Below are 21,099 nucleotides of genomic sequence, written 5' to 3'. Positions count from 1 at the left end.
CGGAACCAGCGGGGCCGCCGGGGCGGGCGGGGCCGGGCCCCCGCGCGGGGCCGAGCTCGCCCGGGGCCAGGCGGGTGGCCAGGAGCGCGGCGAGGGCGTACAGCGCGACGGCGCTCAGCAGGCTGGCGATGTCCTGGGCGGCCCCGGCGGGGAGCACGAGGCGCAGGGCGATACCGAGGGCGGCGCCGAGGGCGCTGGCGGCCCCGCCGAGGGTCGGCACGATGGAGTTGGCGGTGAGCAGCCGCGTGGGGCTGATGATCTGGGGCAGCCCGGCGGCCAGCACGGCGAGCAGGAAGCGATTGACGCCCATGGTCACGAGCACGAGGGCGTAGATGGGCGGGCTGATCCCGACCAGCCAGAGCACGATGGACGCGGCCCCGATGAGGCCGGCGCGCGCCAGGTTGCCGTGCAGGATGATCTGCCGGCGTCGCCAGCGGTCGATGAACGGCCCGGTGAAGGGGCCGACGATGCTGAAGGGCAGGAGCATGACCACCAGGGCGAGGGCGACGCCAGAGGCGGTGGTCATGTTCTGCGGCGCGAAGAAGAACAGCGTGGCCAGGCCCGCCTGGACCAGGCCGTCTCCGGTCTGGGAGATGAGCCGCACGCCCAGCAGGATGCGGAAGGCTCGGGTGGCCCCCAGGTCCTTCAGATCGCCGATGAGCCGCATGTCGCCCATCCTGCCATCCGCGGGGGCGGCGGCCCGGGGGTCAGACGCAGCGGGCTGAGAGCACGCCGTCGATCGCGAGGAGCTCGGCCAGGACCCCGGGGGCGGGGTCGCCCTCGACGTCGACGAGGGTGACGGCGAGGTCACCCCGGGACTTGTTGAGCAGGTTGGCGATGTTCTGGCCGTGCCCGGCGACGAGGGTGGAGACCTGGCCGACCATGTTGGGCACGTTCCGGTTGACGATGACGAGGCGGTGGGTCCCCTCGGCGCGGGCCATGACGGCCTCGGGGAGGTTGACGGAGTTGTGGATCTGGCCGTCCTCCAGGTAGCCGCGCAGGGAGTCGGCGGCCATGATGGCGCAGTTGCGCTCGGCTTCCTTCGTGGAGGCGCCCAGGTGTGGCAGCGAGATGCAGCGGGGGTGCTTGTGGACGGCCGGGGAGGGGAAGTCGCAGACGTAGCCGCCCAGGGTCTCCTCGTCGAGGGCGGCGACGACGGCGGCCTCGTCGACGATCTCGGCGCGGGAGAAGTTGAGGATGACGGCGGTCTCCTTCATGAGGCCGACGCGCTGGGTGGACACCAGGCCGCGCGTGGAGTCGAGGAGGGGCACGTGGACGGTGAGGATGTCGGCGCGCTTGAAGACGTCCTCGATGCTCTCGGCGCGCTCGACTTCGGCGCTCAGGTGCCAGGCGGACTCCACGCTGATGGCGGGGTCGTAGCCGATGACGCGCAGGCCGAGGCCCAGCGCCGCGTTGGCGACCTGCACGCCGATCGCGCCCAGCCCGATGACGCCGAGGGTGCGGCCGGGCAGTTCGAAGCCGACGAACTGCTTCTTGCCGGCCTCGACGGCCTTGGCCATCTCAGCGGCGTCGCCGGTGAGGGTGTGGGCGAAGCGGGCAGCGGGGATGAGGTTGCGCGAGGCGATGAACAGGCCGGCCAGGACGAGCTCCTTGACGGCGTTGGCGTTGGCGCCGGGGGTGTTGAACACGGGGACGCCGCGCTCGGTGAACTCGGCGATGGGGATGTTGTTGGTGCCGGCGCCGGCGCGGGCCACGGCCAGGACGGAGTCGGGGATGGGGGTGCCGTGCAACTTGGCCGAGCGCAGGAGGAGCGCGTGGGGCTCGGCGATGCCGCCGCCGACCTCGTAGCGCTCGTCGGGCAGGCGGGACAGGCCCGCCCCGGAGATGGCGTTGAGGGTCTTGATGCGGAAGCGCTCGGGCTTGGGGGGAACGGGGGCGTTCATGGTTCTCCTGTGTGGGTGCTGGTGGAAGGCGTTGCTGATGAGCGCGGCGAGGAGGGGCGGGCCCGGCCGGGCTCAGGCGTGGGCGCGCTCGAACTCGGCCATGTAGTCGATGAGGGCGGCGACGCCGTCGGCCCCCATGGCGTTGTAGATGGAGGCGCGCATGCCGCCGACGGACCGGTGCCCCTTGAGGTTGGCCAGGCCCGCGCGGGCCGCGCCGGCGAGGAAGTCGGCGTCGAGGGCGGGGTCGGCGAGCGTGAAGGGGATGTTCATCCAGGAGCGCGAGCGCGGCTCAACGGGGTTGGCGTAGAAGTCGGAGGCGTCGATGGCCTCGTAGAGGGAGCGGGCCTTGGCCTCGTTGGCGGCGCCGATGGCCGCCAGGCCGCCTTGCTCCTCCATCCACTCCAGGATGAGGCCGAGGAGGTAGACGGAGAAGGTGGGCGGGGTGTTGAGCATGGAGTCCTTGTCCGCCATGGTCTTCCAGTCCCAGATGGCGGGCACGTCCGGGCGGGCGCGGTCGAGGAGGTCGTCGCGCACGAGCACGACGGCCAGGCCGGCGGGGCCGAGGTTCTTCTGGGCTCCGCCGTAGACGACGCCGAAGCGGGAGAAGTCGATCGGCCGGGAGAGGTAGGTGGAGGAGAAGTCGGCGACGAGGGGGGTGTCACCGGCGTCGGGGATGTAGGGGAACTCGACGCCGCCGATGGTCTCGTTGGGCGTGTAGTGCAGGTACGCGGCGTCGGCGGGGATGATCAGGGACGCCGGGTCCGGGGTGGTGGTGTAGCGGGAGGCGGACTCGTCGGCGATGGTGACGACGTTGAGGCCCTGGCGTCCTGCCTCCTTGGCGGCCTTGGTCGACCACTGCCCGGTGTTGATGAAGGCGGCGGTGGCGCCCCTGGCGGCGAGGTTGGCGGGGATGGCGGAGAACTGGCCTGTGGCGCCACCGGCGAGGAAGAGGACGCGGTAGTTGTCCGGCAGCCCGGCGACACGACGGAAGGCGGCCTCGGTCTGAGCGGCGCAGGCGACGAAGTCCTTGCCACGGTGGGAGTCCTCGAGGACGGACATGCCTATGCCGCGCCAGTCGGTGAGCTCGGCGGCGGCCCGCTCAAGCACGGGCAGGGGGAGCTGGGCGGGGCCTGCGGAGAAGTTGTGGACGCGCATGGGGCCAGTATGCCCATGGGCGCGCCATCGGAGCGTCATGAGTCCGTGTTCGGGAGCGGGCGAGGCGGCGGACAGCCCGACCTCGACGGGGCGGGGCTGCCGGCGCGGGCCGCACCCGCCCACACCTCGGGCTGCGGCGACCACGCCGCGCCTCCCGTTCGTGTCAGGGCGGCGCGCTACGATGGCCGAAGCACTGGCATTGGAACGATGCTGGCATTCTCGACAGTAGCTGACAGCCCGCCAGAGCCCGCCAGAGCCCGGCGGGGCATGAGGAGGCAAGGCCCGTGGCACGAGCAGATCTTCTCCTCGATCTCGTCGAGGCCGAACGTCGCGGGGACCGGGACCGCTTCCGGATCGTCGTCGAGGGTCTCATTGCCGAGGAGCGGGCGAATCAGCACCATCTGCTTGCGGACCGCCTCTCTGAGATCATCATGACGACGGGGCAGGGGCTGCCTCGCGACGACTACACAGCATCGGTCCGCGATCTCATTCACGAGGTCGCGGCGCGACGGCGCCTGGATGAGCTGGAGCTCGCACCAGTGCCGCACCGTGTCATTGCCGAGCTCATCGAGGAGCAGCAGCGGGCAGACCTGTTGCGCAGCTACGGCGTCGAGCCCCGGCATCGGCTCCTGCTGGCGGGCCCGCCCGGCAACGGTAAGACGAGCGTGGCCGAGGCCATCGCCACCGAGCTCATGCTCCCGCTCTACGTCATCCGCTACGAGGGCGTGGTCTCCAGCTTCCTCGGCGAGACCGCGGCACGCCTGGACAGTGCTTTTGAGTTCGTGCGAACCCGCCGCTGCGTGCTCTTCTTCGACGAGCTCGACACCATTGCGAAGGAACGCGCCGACGAGCATGAGACGGGGGAGATCAAGCGGGTCGTCTCGACTCTGCTCCTCCAGATCGACCGCCTGCCCCCGCACGTCGTCCTCGTGGGCGCGACCAACCACAGCGAGCTCCTCGACCGGGCAGCGTGGAGACGGTTCCAGGTGCGCACCGAGCTGCTGCCACCGTCACGGTCACAGGCAGCGAGGTTCCTGGAGCGACTAGCGGGGCGCTTCGGGGGTGACCTCGGCTACGCACCTCGCACACTGGCCGAACGGCTCACTGGTGCGAGCTACGCCGAGCTCGAGGAGTTCGCCTTGGACGTCCGACGCCGAGCGATTCTTGAGATGCCCGGCGCCGACATGCGCCGGATCGCGAAGGAGCGTCTGGAGCACTGGCAGGGCTCGGTGCGGTCGTGACCGCCCAGTCGCGGCCGCTCCTGGCCTTCAACCCACCACAGGTGCCTGCGAGCGGTCGCCCCAAGCAGCCGCTACATCCGCCCAAGGCCTCAGGTCCCGGAGGTCAGCGACAGGGCGAACGACTGGGCCCCAAGTTCGCGGAGCTCGTTGATGCCTTCAACGCTCAGCGCGTGACAAGCGGGGTCGGCACGCCGACCGAGACGGACCCGTCCCTCGTCGTCGTCCTTGACCTCGCCGGATCCGTTGAAGACTTTCACAAGGCCGTCACGAAGGTAGAGGGGCTTGAGTTCCTCGCCGAGATGGCCGCGGACGCTGCCGACCCAGACGACGACTTCTATATGACGAAGAGCGGGAAGGGCCGCACCAGCAAGCCGGTTCCGCACTCGCTCTACCTGGTGATGTCGAACGCCACGGCCATCGACCAGATGCTCAGCCTCTTCAAGCGATGGCAAGAGGATCCGACGACGACGCTCGAGCACGGTCTCGGCAGGTTCAAGGCGGTCTTCGCCCAGCTGGTGGACCTGCGCCGTTGGGGCCCTGAGGACCGCGTGCGAGAGACCGGTCTCCTCGACCACTGGCGTGAGACCATTGCGATGATCGGCCAGTCCCACAGCAGTCCCGTGCGGGTGGAGATCGAGCTGTGGTACCACCATGACCGCGGGCGGCGGGTTGCCGCCGAACGCACCATCACACAGATTCTGGATGACTGCGGTGGGAGGCTCGTCAGCCGGGCTCGGATCGAGGAGATCGGCTATCACGCCCTTCTCGCGGACCTCCCCCGCCAGCAGGTTGAGAAGGTCGTGAGTCAAGGCCCTCAGGCGATCCGGCTGCTCACTGCGGAGCACGTCATGTTCGTCAGCCCGTTCAGGCCGATGAGCATCTCCTCACCTCTTCCCTCGGAGACCGGATCCGCTTCATTCCCTGCCGAGGGACCCAGTGACCGCAAGCCACGGATCGCGCTGCTCGACGGTCTTCCCTTCCAGAACCACGACGCCTTGACAGGCAGGTTAATTGTCGACGACGCCGACGGCGTGGCGGACGACTACCAGATCGCTGCTCGCTCCCACGGAACGGCGATGGCGTCCCTCATCATCCACGGGGATCTTTCCGACCCGGGAGAACCGCTGGACCGCCCGATCTACGTGCGACCGATCATGCGCGCGGAGGAATCAGCGTCCGGGCAGCCCACTGAGAGCGTCCTGCCTGACACGCTCTTCGTCGACCTTCTTCACCGCGCCGTAAGAAGGCTCTTCATAGGTGAGTCGGGGCGGCAGGCATGGGCCCCGAGCGTACGTCTCATCAACCTGTCTATCGGAGACAGTACCCGTCCTCTCGTGCGAAGAATGAGCCCCGCTGGGCGGCTGCTGGACTGGCTCGCCCTTGAGTTCAACGTCCTGTTCGTCGTCAGTGCGGGAAACTACACCACCCCGATCCCACTTCCTCGGGATGCGGCGACGGATATGATTCGCGCCAGGTCGGCGGCGGAGCAGGCGGTTCGCGGTAACGCGATTCTCCAAGGTATCCTGCCACCAGGGGACTCCATGAACGCGTTGACTGTTGGCGCTGTCCACGCCGACGCTGCGCCCGCTCCACCCGAGTCCGCAACCGCCTGGGACCTCACGACGCCCGGCGCACCTGCGCTGTACTCAGCAACCGGCCCTGGTGTCGCACGCTCGGTCAAACCAGACCTGTATCACGTTGGCGGACGTCTTCTCTTCGCCAGGCCGCTGCCGGTATCGGATGGCACGGTTGACCTGCAGGTCGCTCGCACCAGCCGGACGGGTCCAGGTGTGCAGGTTGCCGCACCCTCAGACGGAGGACGGACCAACCGGACAACCTTCGACTGCGGCACCAGTCACGCCGCGGCACTCGTGACCCGCGAGGCCAGCTCGCTCTTCGACATCCTTGAGGCGGGTCCAGACGAAGGAATGGGAGCCTTCCCCGACGCCCTGTTTCACCCGCTTCTCGTTCGGGCGCTGCTTGCCCATTCCTGCTCTTGGGGTGACTGGGGCAAGGAGCTCGCCCCACAGTCGTCCCGTGGGGCGCGGACCGCCCTGTTCGGCTACGGCCGGCTCGACCCTGACGTCGCTCGGGGTGCGGTCAACCGAGCGGTCGTCGTTGCAGGCAATGAGATCGGCATTGATGAGCGTCACACGTACGAGCTGCCGCTCCCCTTGTCAATCCGCAGCAAGGCCGAGTGGCGCCGGTTCGTCATCACTCTCGCCTACTGGGCACCCATGACCCATGGTCTCAAGACCTATCGGGCGGCCAAGGTCTACTTCGACACGCCTGACACGAAACTGGCCGGCGGGGACCGCGTGGATGCTGACCATCACGCCGTACGTCGCGGGAGTCTGCAGCACGAGGTCATCGACGGAGGTCGCTCGATGAGCTTCAAAGACGGCGACACCTTCCCGATCCATGTGGACTGCATGAGGGATGGGCAGAAGCACGGTGACATCGGACGTATCCGCTACGCCCTGGTGGTGTCGATCGAGACGGCGGCGACGACCTCATCGACGATCCATGACGAGGTCCGCGCGGGCCTCATCCGGTTGCGCCACCGGAACGCTGCTCAGCAGCACAGCCGGGTGCGTCTGGCTTGAGCCGTCTCACCGGCCTCGCTCCGCGACGAGGCCGCCCAGGCCGCGCCTCGCCGCTCAGTCCCGAATGGTCAGGGCGGGCAGGTCATGGACGATCTGCTGGGTGCGGACGGAGACCGTGGTGACGCGGGCGATGAGGTCGAGAAGGTAGAGCGGCTGGGCGGGGGCTCCCGGCTCGGCGCCGGCGCCCTCGTCCATCCAGTCGTTGGGGTCGTTGACGATGCCGGAGGCCTTGTCGACCTTGACCTGGTAGCGGTCAAGGAGCCAGTCCAGGGCGCTGCGTGAGCCGAGCAGGTAGTCCTGTGCCTGCTCCGGGATACCCGAGACGGTCACGTGCTCGTTGTAGACGATCGACGTCTTGTCGTCGACCCTCGTGCCGTCGACGCGGGTCTTGGCGTAGCGCATCTTCGTCACGCGCAGTCGCGCCGGGTCGAGGTCGGTCCGCCGCGCCCACGGCAGGGACGCCCCGTCCACGGTGAGCGTCAGCGGCCAGGGCTCGACCTCCTCGTAGTCGAGGTGCAGGTCCGCCAGGGCGCGCCCGGCCGTGGCCAGGGCGGTGAAGTCCTCACGCGTGGCCACCAGCGGGATGCGAGGCAGCGACTTCTTGAGGTCGGCACCGTAGCGGCTGCGGTACTCCGGGTGGTGGAGCAGGCCGTAGACGTAGTAGAAGACGTCGGCCTTGTCCACCTCAGGCCCGTAGGCGGCGCGGTAGGCGTTGAGGGTCGCGTCCGTCACGTTGTCGACGCGCCGGTAGTCGCCGATGACCTCGCCCTCATATCCGACGGCGGCGCCCGCCTCGCCCTGCGGCTCACTGAGCGCGTCGAGGTCGAAGCCCTGGTCCTCGGCGGCGTGACGACCCGAGACCTTCTCCCACGTCCACCGCGGGAAGAACTGGCCTCCGCTGCCCGCGCCCGTCACATGCAGATTCGGAACCACATCTGTCACGAGCGAGGAGAAAGGAACATCGGAACCGGAACCAACGATGTAGAACCCCAGGTTGTCGTGCGCCGGCGTGGGGAAGTAGCGTCGCAGGATGGCGGGCAGGTAGATAATGCCGTCGCTAGCGTTGAGCCACTGCTTGCAGAAGGGACGGTACAAGGCCAAGTGGGTGGCACCCGCGTCATAGCGAATCAGCCTGTTCTTGGCGGCAGAGCCGTAGAGGTCTCGCGTCCACTTGATCTGGGTCTCGTCAGTCGTGACGAGGTCGCGCACACTCTTGTCGGTGAGTTGGGCGCCCCTGTGCTGGCGGTGCACGCGCTCACGCTCGGCGTTGTAGGTGTCGATGAGGCGCTCGCATGAGTCTCGCAGGGTGTCCAACGAGAAGTTGTAGACCCAGACATCACGATTAGTGGTCACACCTAGGGTCGTACTAGAGAAAACCGGATCACCACCTTTCATGCTCCCCAACACCCGCCAGGACTGGTAACGCGGATCGCGCTGGTTGATCCAGTCGCCGACCTCGTTGGGGACCAGCCGGTCCCAGTCCATCTCTTCCACGCGCGAGTCCGCGACAATGGCGAGCTTGTCCTCGCGGCTGAGGTAGTCGCCGATGTCCCGGTAGTGGATGACGGCCGGGCCGGTGTGGGCGGGGTTCTTGACGAGGAAGGTGACAGCGACGGTCGCCCGCGACCCAGCACCGAAGACCTTGCCACCCTCCTGACGGGACAACTCACCGGCTGTGCGCTGGTTGCCCCTGAGGTTGAACACATAGATGTGGGCGAACTCCTCGGCCAGGCTCAGCCGCACGCCGTCGGCCGTGTTGGCGTCGATGAAGCCGCCGTTGGTGACGAAGCCGATGACCCCGGCGTCGCCCAGGCGGTCGCTCGCCCAACGGATAGCACGCAGGTAGGAGTCGTAGAGGTTTCTCATATTCTTGCCAACTGCGCGCTCGGCATACGTGGCGCCAATGCGCAGGTCCAGGCAGGGGTAGGGCTGGTTGGCGTTGTTGTCGTTCGCCGACTTCTGCCCCACCGAGTAGGGCGGATTACCGACGATGAGACGGATGTCCAGCCCCCGCTGGGCCTCGGCGCGGTCGTTATTCGCCACGAAGACGCTGCGATCCAGGACGTCGTCGTCCTCACCCATCTGGAAGGTGTCGGTGAGGACGATCCCGTTGAAGGGTGCGTACCCGTCGCCAGAGCCGGACGCGCAGTCGCGGTAGGCCACCTCAATATTCGCCGTCGCGATGTAGTAGGCCAGCAGGAGGATCTCGTTGGCGTGCAGCTCACTGGCGTACTTGCGTGCCAGGTCCTCGGGCCGGATGAGCCCGGACTGTAGGAGGCGGACGATGAAGGTGCCCGTCCCGGTGAAGGGGTCGAGCACATGCACCCCTTCATCACTCACGCCGCGCCCGAAGTGCTCGCGCGAGAGCCAGTCCACGCTGCGCAGGATGAAGTCGACGATCTCCACCGGCGTGTACACGATGCCCAGGGACTTCGCCGTCGCAGGGAAGGCCAGGGAGAAGAACTTCTCATACAGCTCGGTGATGACCCGCTGCTTGCCCTCAGCATTGTCAATGCCGGCGCAGCGCTCACGCACCGAGGCGTAGAAGCCCTCGAGCTGCTGCGTCTCCGCCTCCAGGCTGTCGCCGTCGAGCACGGTGAGCATCCGGCTCATCACCTGGGCTACAGGGTTCTCGGCGCCGAAGTCGTACCCGTCGAACACGGCGTCGAAGACCGGCTTGGTCACGAGGTGCTGGGAGAGCATGTCGATAGCCGAGTCCTCGGTGATCGAGTCATTGAGGTTGGCCCGCAGCGCCGCCAGGAACGTCTCGAACTCGCCGGCGACAGCAGGGTCGGCCACCCGGCGCTCCAGACGGGTGCGGTGGCGCGCTGCGATCTGGGCGACGTCCTTGGCCCACTGCTCCCAGTAGCGGCGCGAGCCCACCTTCTGCACGAGCCGCGCGTAGATCGCGTCCTTCCAGCGCCCCAAGGAGTCCAGGTCGAAGCCCGTCTGAAGGCCCTGCGCCGTCGGGGATGCGCCCGGCTCACCGTCGCCGTCGTCACCGCCCGGCGCGAAGGGGTCGATGATGGCCACCTTGTCCGGCTTGGACCGGTTGAGGTCGATCTTGTTGACCATGGCGTCGAAGCGCTCGTCATGCGCGCGCAGCGCCTGAAGCACCTCCCACACGACCCGGAAGACATCGTTGTCCGCCAGGACCTCCTCGGGCGCCTTGCCCGCCGGAATCGCCACCGGCAGGATGATGTAGCCGTACTTCTTGCCCGGGGCCAGGCGCATCACTCGCCCCACGGACTGCACGATGTCCACCTGAGACTTGCGCGGGGACAGGAACATCACCGCATCCAGTGCCGGGACGTCCACCCCTTCACTCAGGCAGCGCGCATTGGTGAGCACCCGGCACGACGACGCGCCGTCCCCCGCCGTCGCCTCTTCTGCCCCGCCGGCGAGCCAGGACAACCGCTCCGTGCGCTCGAGGATGTTCATCGACCCGTCCACGTGACGCACCTCGACCGAGGCGAGCCCGGACGCACCGCCGTCGGGCTCAGCCAAGGTGCGCCGGTAGTCCTCGGCCACCCCGTTGAAGGAGGAGGCGAAGCGCTTGGAGGTCGCGATGTCCCGCGCGAAGGCGACGGCCGTGCGCATGGGACGGTCGTCCGCCCCGAAGTCCCCCGCCTGCGCGCTGCGCTTGGCCAGGGCGTTCCAGCAGCCGACGATGCGGGCGGCGTCGTCAAGCTTGAGCTGGCCGTCCTGAGCCAAAGAGGACTGGAGCTGCGCGGCCACCTGCTCCTCGGAGACCGTGAGGACCAGCACCTTGTAGTCGGTGAGCAGACTGCGCGAGACCGCCTCGCCGAAGCCCAGGCGGAACAGCTCGGCCCCGTACGTCGTCTCGTCATCCATGGAGGCGAGCACCGCGTTCTTCTCGCCGGCGCGCGCCTTCGTGGAGTCGTCGTAGATGCGGGGCGTGGCCGTCATGTACAGGCGCTTGGCCCCGCGAAGGTAGGCGCTGTCGTGGACGCGGACGAAGGCGGAGTCCTGTTCGCCTGCGGCAGTCGCGCCGGTGGTGCGGTGCGCCTCGTCGCAGATGATGAGGTCGAAGGCGGGGGCGCCCGCCTCCTGGGCGCGCGCCACCACGTCAATCGACTGGTACGTCGCGAACACGACCGTCATGGGGGCGACGCCGTCAACGGGCACCGCCGGCCGCGCCAGGCGCTGCGCGAGGGCGTGCGCATCAGTGGTGGCCGGGATGGCCAGGTCCACCACCGAGATGTCCTCGCTCAGTGAGTCCTTGCCGCGTCCCTTGCCGACCTTCGCGTCCGAGCAGACCGCGAAGGAGCGCAGCGGAACCTCAGCCTCTGCGCTCCACTCACGCAGCGTCTGCGACAGCAGCGCGATCGAGGGGACAAGGAACAGCACCCCCCCCCGCCGGCTCCGACGCCTGCCATCGCCTCGGCGATACGCAGGGAGGTGAACGTCTTTCCGGTGCCGCAGGCCATGATGAGCTTGCCGCGGTCGGCCGACTGCAGCCCCTCGGTCACCGCGGCCAGGGCCCGCCGCTGGTGCTCACGCAGGCTCTTGCGCCCGACGCGAACCATGACCTCCGGCGTCTGGAGGCTGAAGGCGTCCCAGTCGATCGTCGAGCTGAACAGATCCTGCAGACCGATGCGTGAGACCGGGACAGCCTGGTGGGCGACGGTCTGCTCCGCCGCCCGGTTCCAGCGCTCCGTCGTCGAGACGAACAGGCGCGAGGAGAACTCACCGGTGCCGGACTCCGCGAGGAAGGTGTCGACGTCCTTCTTCGACACCGAGCGCTCAGGGTCGTAGAACTTGCACTGGACGGCGCACAGCTCGCCCGTCTGACGCTCGCGGGCCACCAGGTCGATGCCACGGTCTGGTCGGCCATCGCGGCCCGGCCAGTCGGACCACATCCACACCTCGTCGAAGCGCTCGGCATAGCGCGGATCCGTCAGGAGGAACTGGCGCACCAGCCGCTCGAAGCTCGTGCCCTTACCGCGCTCGGTCCTGGCCTCGAAGTACAGGGCGTCCAGGATCGCCGCGATGCTCTGCGTGCTCACGGTGAGAGCATACGGGTGCGGCTACATGCGCGCGCCGCAGCCGGAGCAGAAGGTCGCGTCCTCGGTCTCCAGGTACCCGCAGGCCCGGCAGCGCACGCGGATCTGCGGTTCAGCCCCGACGCCACGGCCGGCACCCAGCCCGCCCAGTGCGGGCACCTCCTCAAGGCGCTGCTGGTCCTGAGCGCCCTTCGCCCGGTTCCAGGGCTCGGCGTCACGCACCTCTGCCTGGGGAGACAGGATGACGCCCGAGCCGGCCAGGCCCTTGCGTCCGATCTTCCGCAACGTCTGGCCGCAGATCGCGAGGAGGAGGCCGACGAAGGCCAAGGGGAACACCGTGAACATCCGGCCCACGCGCGTGCCGATCGCGTCGGGGTTGCCGGCAATCGAGCTGAAGCTCGTGAAGAAGAAGGCGAAGACGGACAGGAAGGCGAGGAGGCCCACGGCCTGCAACGCGATACCACCGTAGTAGGCCCACTTGCGCCAGGGCTCGACGTCGTACTGACGCGGGCGACCCCCGTTGTCGCGGTAGGGGGACTGTGGGTCGTTGGTGCTCATGAGGCTCCGTTCGCCAGTGCGCACGCCAGGTTCCCCGGCCTGCGCGTAAAGGACGTCGTGATACTAGATGCAGCCCTCCCCGGCGCGTCAACGCTCCCGAACTGGGGACGAACGCCGTGCGCCACTCGCGCGCCACCACGGTCACCGCGACAGCATTGAGGGACGGCATGGCACGCTCAGGCTGACGACGTTTGAACAGGTTTCGCATGATTCCAACGTTTCGCATTCCCCGTCACGTCGCGACGAACTCTCCCGCGTGCATCACGGCCCGACCATGCACATGGGAGACTCAGCCGCCCACACACCCGATCCCAGAAACGTTGGAATGACAAGGATTCTGATCCATCCATCGTTGGCCGAGCGTGCCGAGCCCATGCCCAGCAGCATCCGGCGGGCGGTCCCAGTGGGAGACCCCCGTATTCCGGACCCTAGGCGCCCTTCTCGCCTGTCTTCCCCCGTTTGGAGCCCTGGCCCCTGTCCCGGCGCCCGGCCTCGGCGCGGGCACGCTCCTCGGCGGGCACAGCGGCCCACCAGGCGTGGAGCGCCTCGCGGGCCAGCTCCTCGCCCAGCGGGCCCTTCTCCATGCGCAGGTCCATGAGGAAGCGGTAGGCCTCGCCCACCACAGGCCCCGGCTCAAGCCCCAACTCGGCCATGATCTGCCCACCGTCCAGATCCGGGCGGATCGCGGCGAGCTCCTCGGCCTGGGCGAGCTCGTCGATGCGCCGCTCCAGGTCGTCGTAGGCGTGGGAGAGCATGGCGGCCTTGCGGCGGTTTCCGGTGGTGACGTCGGCGCGGGTGAGGCGGTGCAGGCGCGTGAGCAAGGGCCCGGCGTCAGTGACGTAACGGCGCACGGCGGAGTCGGACCAGGTGGCGTCGGCGTAGCCGTGGAAGCGCAGGTGCAACTCCACCAGCCGGGCGACGTCCTTGATGGTCTGCTTGTCGAAGCGCAGGGCGGTCAGCCGCTTCTTGGCGATGCGCGCGCCGATGATGTCGTGGGCGTGGAAGGTGACGGTGCCGTCGGGCAGGAAGCGACGGGTGGCGGGCTTGCCGATATCGTGCATGATCGCAGCCAGGCGCAGCACGAGGTCCGGGGCGGGCACGGGCCCGTCAGCCCCGGTCTCCAGGTCCATGGCCTGCTGGAGGACCACGAGGGTGTGCTCGTAGACGTCCTTGTGCCGCTTGTGCTCGTCAACAGTATCGCGCAGCGCGGCGAGCTCCGGCAGGACGACGTCGGCCACGCCGGTATGCACCATGAGTTCCAGGCCGCGCCGGGGGGCCGGGGAGAGCAGCAGGCGCTCCAACTCGGCGCGCACGCGCTCGGCGGAGACGATCTCCAGGCGGTGGGCCATCTCCTCCATGGCGCTCATGACGTCGGGCTCGACGTCGAATCCGAGCTGGGCGGCGAAGCGCGCGGCCCGCATGATGCGCAGGGGGTCGTCGTCGAAGGACTGGGTGGCGGTGACGGGGGTGCGCAGGATCCCGGCCTCCAGGTCCGCCAGGCCCCCGTGGGGGTCGACGAGCTCCAGATCGGGCAGGCGCAGGGCCATGGCGTTGACGGTGAAGTCGCGGCGCGTGAGGTCACCCTCCAGCGTGTCCCCGTAGGAGACGGCGGGCTTGCGCGAACCCACCTCGTAGGCCTCGGTGCGGTAGGTGGTGACCTCGACGACGACGTCCCCCTTGCGCGCCCCGATGGTGCCGAACTCGCGGCCGACGTCCCAGCAGTGATCCCCCCAGGCCTTGAGGAGCTCCTCGGTCTGCTCGGGGCGGGCCGAGGTGGTCAGGTCCAGGTCATGGGGGGCCACGCCCAGGAAGGCGTCGCGCACAGGGCCTCCCACCAGCGCGATCTCGTGGCCGGCTCGCGCGAAGGCATGCCCGAGCGCGGCCAACGACGGAGGCAGTCCCGCCAGGGCGTCGCGCGCGGTGGGAGTCAGGGAGGGGGTCGGGTGGGCCGCGCGGGAGGCGCTGGTTGGAAAGGTAGTCATCGGGGCAAGCCTGCCATGAGCCCGCCCCGCCGGCTCCCGCGGGCGTCCCGGGCCGGGCAGGGCCGTCCCCAGGCTGATCGCGGAAGTCCATGTGAGATCCATGTGAGGAGCACCTGGCCCGCTTCGGCGCGCACTGCGCCGACCCAGGGGCCCGGACAGCCTAGAGTGTCCCCATGCCCTCTCACCGCGTTCGCAAGCCCCGCGCTGGCTCGTCGCCGCGGCACTCGAGCGCGCGCGGCCTGCCCGTTGTCGATGAGACGAGCGCCGGCGGGCTCGTCGTCGACGTCCAGGGCGGGCGCGCCTTCGCCGCCGTCATCGCGCGCCGCAACCGCGGCGGGCGCTTAGAGTGGTGCCTGCCCAAGGGGCATTTGGAGGGCGAGGAGACCGCCGAGGAGGCGGCCGTTCGCGAGATCGCCGAGGAGACGGGCATCACGGGTCGCGTGCTGCGCCACTTGGCGACGATCGACTACTGGTTCGCGGGCGACGCCCACCGGGTCCACAAGGTCGTCCACCACTTCCTGCTCGAGGCCGTCGGCGGGGAGTTGACCACGGAGAACGATCCCGATCATGAGGCCGAGGACGTCGCCTGGGTGTCGCTCGACGACGTCGGCAAGCGCCTGGCCTATCCCAATGAGCGCAGGATCGTTGCCGCCGCCCGCGACATCCTCGTGGGGGATGGATGAGTTCGCGTCGCACGCGGCGCCTGCTGGCCTCAGCGGCGGCCGTCCTGTCCAGCGCGGCCATGATGATCGCCGGGCCGGCGATCGCCGCGCCCGTAGCGCCGGCGGGGGCGCCGGTGCGGGGAGACGCCCCGGTAGTCAAGGTCCTGCCCGCCGATAACGCGCCCAGTGCCCCCGGCCCAACCGCCCCCAGCGTCACCGCCGGCGCCGTGACCCTCACGGTGGACGCCATGGCCCCTGAGATCCTGCACTCGGGAGAGGACCTGCGCATCTCCGGGACCATCACCAACGGCACGACGACGAACCTCTCCGGCGCCTCGATCCTCGTCCAGGCGCAGCAGACCACGGAGGTCTCCACCGGAAATCTCAGTTCCTGGCTCGCCAACGAGCGCAACACGTCGCTCGTCACCGCGATGGATGAGGCCCTCGGCACCGACGTCGCCCCCGGCACCTCGCAGCGCTTCTCCCTGACCGTCAAGAGCTCCGACCTCCCCCTGGCGGACACCGATCAATGGGGCCCGCGCGGCATCCAGGTGACCCTGCTGCAGAGCGGCAACACGCTCGCCCAGGACCGGGCCATCTCGCTGTGGGACAGCGGCGCGTCCGTGGATCCCAGCCGCGTCGCCGTCGTCATCCCTGTGACCGCGAGCCCCGCCGAGCTCGCGCTCCTGGCGAACCTGGGAACCACCGAGCAGCGTCAGGCGGAGCAGGCCGCTGAGGACGCCGCCAGGGAGACGAGCAACCCGACGGCCAGCCCCACCGCCACCCGCAGCGCCTCACCGAGCCCTGGGGCGAGCCCCTCCGCGGCGCCGACCGCGAGCGCGACCCCCGCCCCCTCCGCGACCTCCTCGCCGAGCCCCTCCGCGGGGCCGGACTCCGTCCCCCCGGTCGCCTCACCGGGCTCAGGGGCCTCCATCCACGCCCTGCGCCAGCGCGTGAAGGGGTTGCTCGACCTCGCCGGCGACGGCGTCATCCTGGCCATCGACCCGGCCCTCATCGACGCCCTCGGCATGACTCCTGAGCGCCTCCAGGCCGCCGCCGCGGCGGGCTCCGGAGAATCGGCGCCCCAGCCCGCCCCCGCGCCCAGCGCGTCGGCCGACCCCAGCGGCTCGCCGAGCCCCACAGCCTCACCAGCTCCGGCCCCACGGGATGTGGCGGAGGAGGACCTCACCGAGCTCGCCGGCTCCCTGTACCGGGCTCTGACAGGATCAGGCGCGAAAGGCAAGGGCGATGTCGTCGCCCTTCCCTGGGGCGATGCCGATGCGTCCGCCCTGACCCATCTGGGCGCCACGGAACTCATGACCACCGCCACGGCCCGGACGAGCGGCTCACTGCTGGTCGGCGCGAGCGCGAGCGCCTCCCTGGCCTGGCCCGCGGGGCCCCTGGATGCCCAGACGCTGTCGGCCCTGCCGGACTCGACGCGCGTCGTCGTCGCCTCCCCGGGGGATATGAGCGTCACGGAGCCGCTGACCTACACGCCCTCGGGCATCGCCTCGCGGGAGGGTCGCGCGGTTCTCCTGCCGGATGCCGCGCTGAGTTCCGGGATCGCGGGGAGCCTGGAGACGCAGGCCTCCACGCAGTCGTTGAGCGAGATCGACACCCGCCAGTACCTGCGCGCCCAGACGGCGATCCTCACTCGCCAGGCCCCGAACCTGGGCCGGGACGTGGTGGTCGCCATCGATCGCCGGACCGCCTCGATGACCTCGCCCACGGTCCTGGGGGCCCGGGTCGACGCGCTGAGGCAGACCAGTTGGACGGCCCCCACCGGTCTGGCCGATCTCAGCGCCAACGCCAGCCAGCAGGCCTCTCAGGACGATGAGCCCGGCCGCGCCGCGCTGCCGGACATCAAGGTCATCGACACCGAGCTGAGCGATCCCGAGCTCTCCCAGGCCCGCGCCGCCGCGCAGCGCGTGAGCGCCACGAGCTCGGTCCTCCACGACCCCGCGGCGATCATGGGCACGCGCGCCCAAGTGGTCTCCTCCGTGTCCGCCTCGGCCTGGAGGTCGGACACCGCCGGGCGCGCGGCGCTCATCGCTGGCGCCGACGCCGCCGCGAACTCCGTGGTCAACGCCCTGCAGGTCACCCCGAGCTCAACGATCAACCTCATCAGCGACAAGGCGCAGCTGCCGATCCGCGTCTCCTCGTCCCTCACGCAGGACTCCACCGTGGTGGTCGAGGTCATATCCGGCTCGCCGCGACTCCAGACCAAGGAGACGGTCTCAGTTGTGGTCCCTGCCGGGGGCCAGGCCGTCGCCTCCGTGCCCGTGACCGCCGTCGGCTCGGGTAACGCGAGCCTCACGGCGAGGATCCTGTCCTCGGACGGCACCGAGGTCGGCACCCCGGCGAAACTGCGCATACGGGTGCGCGCCGACTGGGAGGGCCGGGGCACCCGGATCGTCACCGGCGTCCTCGTGGTCCTACTGGCCGCCGGCATCTACCGAACCGTCCGGCGCGGCAGGCGCGCAGTGCCCGACGCCCCGCTCGCGGGCGCCCCCGAGCTGGAGGGAGACGCATGACCCCCGCCCACGCCCAGAACGCCCCGATGGCGCCCCAGCCAGGCCAGGCAGGCCGGCCGGTCGCCGGGCCGGTCGCGCCGGATCGGCCCGACGGGCGGGCCCCCCAAGCCGCCCCTGAGCCGAGCCGGAGGCGCAAGGCGCCCAAGCCGGCGTCGATCATGCGCTCCTCGGTGGTCATGATGGTCGGGACCATGGCCTCCCGCCTCCTGGGGCTCGTGCGCAACGCCCTGCTCATCGCCGCCCTGGGGGCCACGGCCTCCGGCGCCGCCGACGCCTTCAACATCGCCAACACCCTGCCCAACCAGCTCTACAACATGCTGGTAGGCGGCATCCTCAACGCCGTCCTCGTCCCGCAGATCGTGCGGGCGCTACGGCGCGAGAACGGCGAGGAGGTCGTCAACCGGCTGCTCACCGCCGCCGGCACCCTCATCCTGGCCATCACGGCGCTGCTCACCCTCGCCGCTCCCTTCATCATCTACCTCTACGGCGGTGGTCTGGGGCGGTGGCTCCCAGTGGGCTACGCCTTCGCGTTCTGGTGCATGCCGCAGGTCTTCTTCTACGGGCTCTACGCTCTGTGGGGGCAGGTGCTCAACGCCCGCCACGTCTTCGGGCCCTACATGTGGGCGCCCGTGGTCAACAACATCATCTCCATCGCCTCGCTCATCGCCTACATCGCGATCTACGGCCGCTACGCGGGAGCAGACGGCGGCCCCGCCGAGTGGGACGCCATGCGCATCACGCTCATCGCGGGAACGACGACGCTGGGCATCGTCATCCAGGCGCTCGTCCTCTACTTCCCACTGCGCCACTCGGGTTTCACCCCGCGCATCATCTTCGGGGTGCGGGGCCTGGGCCTGGGCGACACCTCCAAGATCGCCGGGTGGGCGCTTATCGGGATCGTCGTCGCCGCCCTGGGCGACTGGGCCGTCATGAACCTGGGCTCACGGGCCGTGTCGGCGGCGGAGAAGGTCGCCGACCAGGGAATCATCATCCCTTCGACGACGATGTACAACAACGCCCTCCTCATCTACATCCTCCCGCAGTCCCTGGTGACCACCTCCGTGGTCACGGCGCTGTTCACCCGCATGAGCGAGAAGGCCGCGGCGAACGACGGCGCTGGCGTGCGCGATGACCTCTCGCTGGGGCTGCGCTCGGTGGCCGTGTTCACGGTGCTGGCCAGTGCCGGGATCGCGGTCCTGGCCACGCCCGCGCTCCAGGCCTTCGTGCCCTCGGTGTCCCTGGCGCAGGCCCGCGCGGCCGCGCCGATCCTCGTGGCCCTGGCGATGGGCATCGTGGTCCAGGGGATCTGGTTCACCACGCAGCGGGTGCTGCTCGCCTACGGGGACACCCGCCGCCTCGTGCGGGCGGACATCACCGTGGGCGTCATCCCGGTGGTCGTCTGCCTCCTCACCTACTTCCTGGCCGAGCCCCAGCACTGGATGCTCTGGGCGGCGATCTCGTCACCGATCGCGCAGGCCGGGGCGGTGGCCGTCGTGGTGCCGCTCATGCGCCGCCACCTGCCCGACCTCGACAGCCGGCGAGTCATCTCGACGCACCTGCGACTCATCGGCGCGGTCATCCCCGCGGTCGTCGCGGGCATCGGGGTGCGCGAGCTCCTGGGCGACGCCGACGGGCACCTCATGGGGGCCGCCGCCCTCGACGCCATCTTCGTCGTCCTCACCGTCGGGGCGATCATGACTCTGATCTACCTCGCCGCGGCCCGCGCCCTGCGGATCGATGAGCTCGCGATCCTCATGAACCCGGTGTCCGGCATCGTGACCAAGGCCGGGCGCGCGCTGCCCGGTGGCGCTGGCCGCGCCCTCACCCGCCTGGGCGGGTCACTGAGGATGGCCCCGGCGCGCCCCGCGCCCGCCACGGCAGCACCGGCGCCCGCGGCCCCCGCGCCCGACCGAGCACCCGCACCGGCCGCCCCACCAGCGGAGGCGATGCCCAGCACCGCGCCTGCCCATGCTCTCCCTGAATCAGTGCCTCCCGCGGCGCGCACCGCCGTCTGGCCCACGGCCGCGCAGGAGCCGTCGCATGGGCTAACCGAAGCCCAGCCCCACGACCAGCCGACCACCATCCCCGTGGCGGGCGCGCCCGCCACGGGCGAGCCCCCCACCACCCTCCCACCGTCCATCACCCCGGCGGGGAGCACCGGCGCGTTCGCCACCGGACCGGCACTCGCCTTCCCAGGCCCGCTAGCGCCCGCGGCGATCCCGCGATCCGAGGCCCCAGCAGGGAAGGTCTCCCCATCCAGTCCCGATTCTTTCGCTGTAAGAGCCCCGGGGGCGGCTACGATAAGTCCAAACGCACAGATAGCCGACAGCACGGGAGGCAGTGTCCGCATGGACGGCATGGATCAGGCGAAGCCCATCGGGTCGGGGCGCTACGCGCTCACGGCCGCGATGCCCGCCACCCTGCCCCGTATCGTGCGGCATCTCGGCCGCGACGCGATCCTGGGGCGCGAGGTCGTAGTCCTGACCCTCAGCGGTGCCACACCGCATCGCGACGAGATCCTTGATGCCGCCTCCCGCGCGGCCCTCATCGATGATGCCCGCCTTCAGAGGATCTACGACGTCGAGCACGGCAACCCGGCCTTCATCGTCTCCGAGTCCGTGGCGGGCCGCTCCTTCGGCTCGCTCGTGCGCGAGGGCCTGAGCCCCGCCCAGGTCCGCGCCATCGTGGGGGAGGCGGCCCAGGCGCTGGAAGCGGCCTCCCGCAGGGGACTGCACCACCTCAACCTCGCCCCCGAGTCCGTGCGGGTGATGCCCGATGGCACTGTGCGGATCTCCGGCGTCGGCATCGAGGCCGCGGCACTCGACCTGGAGAAGTCCAGCGGCGATCCGCTCGACCCCGATCGCGCCGACGCCCGCTCACTCGTCGAGCTCCTCTACTTCGGGCTGACGCGCCGCTGGCCGGGCAAGCGCGCCGGCATCGCGCCCGCGCCTACCTCCGAGGGTATGCCCGCCCGCCCCTCGTCCTTCGTGCCTGCGCTCGCCTCGGAGAAGGAGCTCGACGATCTCGCCGCCAGGTCCTTCTCAGACCAGGCGCCGATCTCCGCCTCCGAGGTCGCCCACCAGCTCGGCCGTTGGGACACGGCCGATCTCCGCGGCCTCGTGCCGCAGGCGCCCACGACTCCGGGGCGGGCTCTCGCGCGGCCCTCCTCCGCCGCTCCCGCGCCATCGCCGCGACCCGCGGCATCTCCCATGCCGGCCGAGGCGGCCAAGACCGTCCTCGGCCGCCTGCGCGGCCTGTCGGCCAATCGCGCCGGGGCCCTGGGCACGAGGCCCGGGGCGAGCGCGGCCTCCACCGAGGCCGCCTCCAGCGCCTCAGAACCCGCCACATCCACGGCGGCGGCGCCGCTCCCGCCGGCCACCGCGAGCGCGGCCCCGCTCCCGCCGGCGGTTCCGGCAGCGCCGGCCAGCTC

The 21,099-nt window shown here is 70.1% G+C and carries 11 protein-coding genes and 1 pseudogene; 5 read left to right on the top strand and 7 right to left on the bottom strand.

Features of this window, described 5'->3' with window-relative positions; translation table 11 throughout:
* From GVV75_RS09560 to serC, 3 genes and pseudogenes are all read right to left on the bottom strand, one after another.
* Window positions 1-667 (bottom strand): annotated as a pseudogene (locus GVV75_RS09560) (MFS transporter); the annotation flags it as partial.
* A 40-nt stretch (window positions 668-707) separates the two neighbouring features.
* Window positions 708-1,904, bottom strand: a complete 1,197-nt coding sequence (locus GVV75_RS09555) for a phosphoglycerate dehydrogenase (RefSeq protein ID WP_159624241.1) — start codon at window positions 1,902-1,904, stop codon at window positions 708-710.
* 72 nt (window positions 1,905-1,976) lie between these two features.
* Window positions 1,977-3,059: a 3-phosphoserine/phosphohydroxythreonine transaminase gene (gene serC, locus GVV75_RS09550; RefSeq protein WP_159814503.1), complete on the bottom strand. Its 1,083-nt coding sequence runs from the start codon at window positions 3,057-3,059 to the stop codon at window positions 1,977-1,979.
* A 284-nt stretch (window positions 3,060-3,343) separates the two neighbouring features.
* Between serC and GVV75_RS09545 the strand changes: the two genes are divergently transcribed.
* The gene (locus GVV75_RS09545; RefSeq protein WP_159814500.1) at window positions 3,344-4,300 is read left to right on the top strand and encodes an AAA family ATPase; all 957 of its coding nucleotides are present in this window, start codon (window positions 3,344-3,346) and stop codon (window positions 4,298-4,300) included.
* Window positions 4,301-4,470: 170 nt separating this feature from the next.
* On the top strand, window positions 4,471-6,906 hold the full coding sequence (locus tag GVV75_RS09540; RefSeq protein WP_201288760.1) for a S8 family peptidase: 2,436 nt from the start codon (window positions 4,471-4,473) through the stop codon (window positions 6,904-6,906).
* A gap of 54 nt (window positions 6,907-6,960) precedes the next feature.
* Here GVV75_RS09540 and GVV75_RS10480 read toward each other — a convergent pair whose 3' ends face one another.
* The 4 genes from GVV75_RS10480 to GVV75_RS09525 all read right to left on the bottom strand — a co-directional run bounded on the left by GVV75_RS10480 (window position 6,961) and on the right by GVV75_RS09525 (window position 14,473).
* Entirely contained in the window at window positions 6,961-11,235 is a 4,275-nt protein-coding gene (locus GVV75_RS10480) for a type ISP restriction/modification enzyme (protein WP_268891864.1), read from the bottom strand.
* Entirely contained in the window at window positions 11,139-11,936 is a 798-nt protein-coding gene (locus GVV75_RS10395) for a restriction endonuclease (protein ID WP_268891863.1), read from the bottom strand. The genes GVV75_RS10480 and GVV75_RS10395 overlap by 97 nt, the downstream gene beginning before the upstream one ends.
* Before the next feature lie 21 nt (window positions 11,937-11,957).
* Window positions 11,958-12,491, bottom strand: coding sequence for a zinc ribbon domain-containing protein (locus GVV75_RS09530; protein ID WP_159814497.1), 534 nt, complete (start codon window positions 12,489-12,491; stop codon window positions 11,958-11,960).
* A gap of 428 nt (window positions 12,492-12,919) precedes the next feature.
* Window positions 12,920-14,473 carry a CCA tRNA nucleotidyltransferase gene (locus GVV75_RS09525; protein WP_201288759.1) on the bottom strand — a complete coding sequence of 518 codons (1,554 nt, stop codon included), beginning with the start codon at window positions 14,471-14,473 and terminating at the stop codon, window positions 12,920-12,922.
* A gap of 173 nt (window positions 14,474-14,646) precedes the next feature.
* Between GVV75_RS09525 and GVV75_RS09520 the strand changes: the two genes are divergently transcribed.
* From GVV75_RS09520 to GVV75_RS10160, 3 genes are all read left to right on the top strand, one after another.
* Window positions 14,647-15,156 carry an NUDIX hydrolase gene (locus GVV75_RS09520; RefSeq protein ID WP_159624268.1) on the top strand — a complete coding sequence of 170 codons (510 nt, stop codon included), beginning with the start codon at window positions 14,647-14,649 and terminating at the stop codon, window positions 15,154-15,156.
* Window positions 15,153-17,669 (top strand): DUF6049 family protein, encoded by a 2,517-nt coding sequence (locus GVV75_RS09515; RefSeq protein WP_159814495.1) that lies wholly within the window; start codon window positions 15,153-15,155, stop codon window positions 17,667-17,669. The genes GVV75_RS09520 and GVV75_RS09515 overlap by 4 nt, the downstream gene beginning before the upstream one ends.
* Window positions 17,666-21,099 (top strand): murein biosynthesis integral membrane protein MurJ (locus GVV75_RS10160; protein WP_236266126.1); only part of this gene is annotated, 3,434 nt, incomplete at its 3' end. The genes GVV75_RS09515 and GVV75_RS10160, both read left to right, overlap by 4 nt.

The sequence above is a fragment of the Actinomyces sp. zg328 genome, assembly GCF_009829635.1.
In the GTDB taxonomy this organism is placed as follows: Bacteria; Actinomycetota; Actinomycetes; order Actinomycetales; family Actinomycetaceae; genus Actinomyces; species Actinomyces marmotae.
The sequence above is the reverse complement of the archived record's forward strand: the minus strand, read 5'-3'. Positions and strand labels throughout refer to the sequence as shown.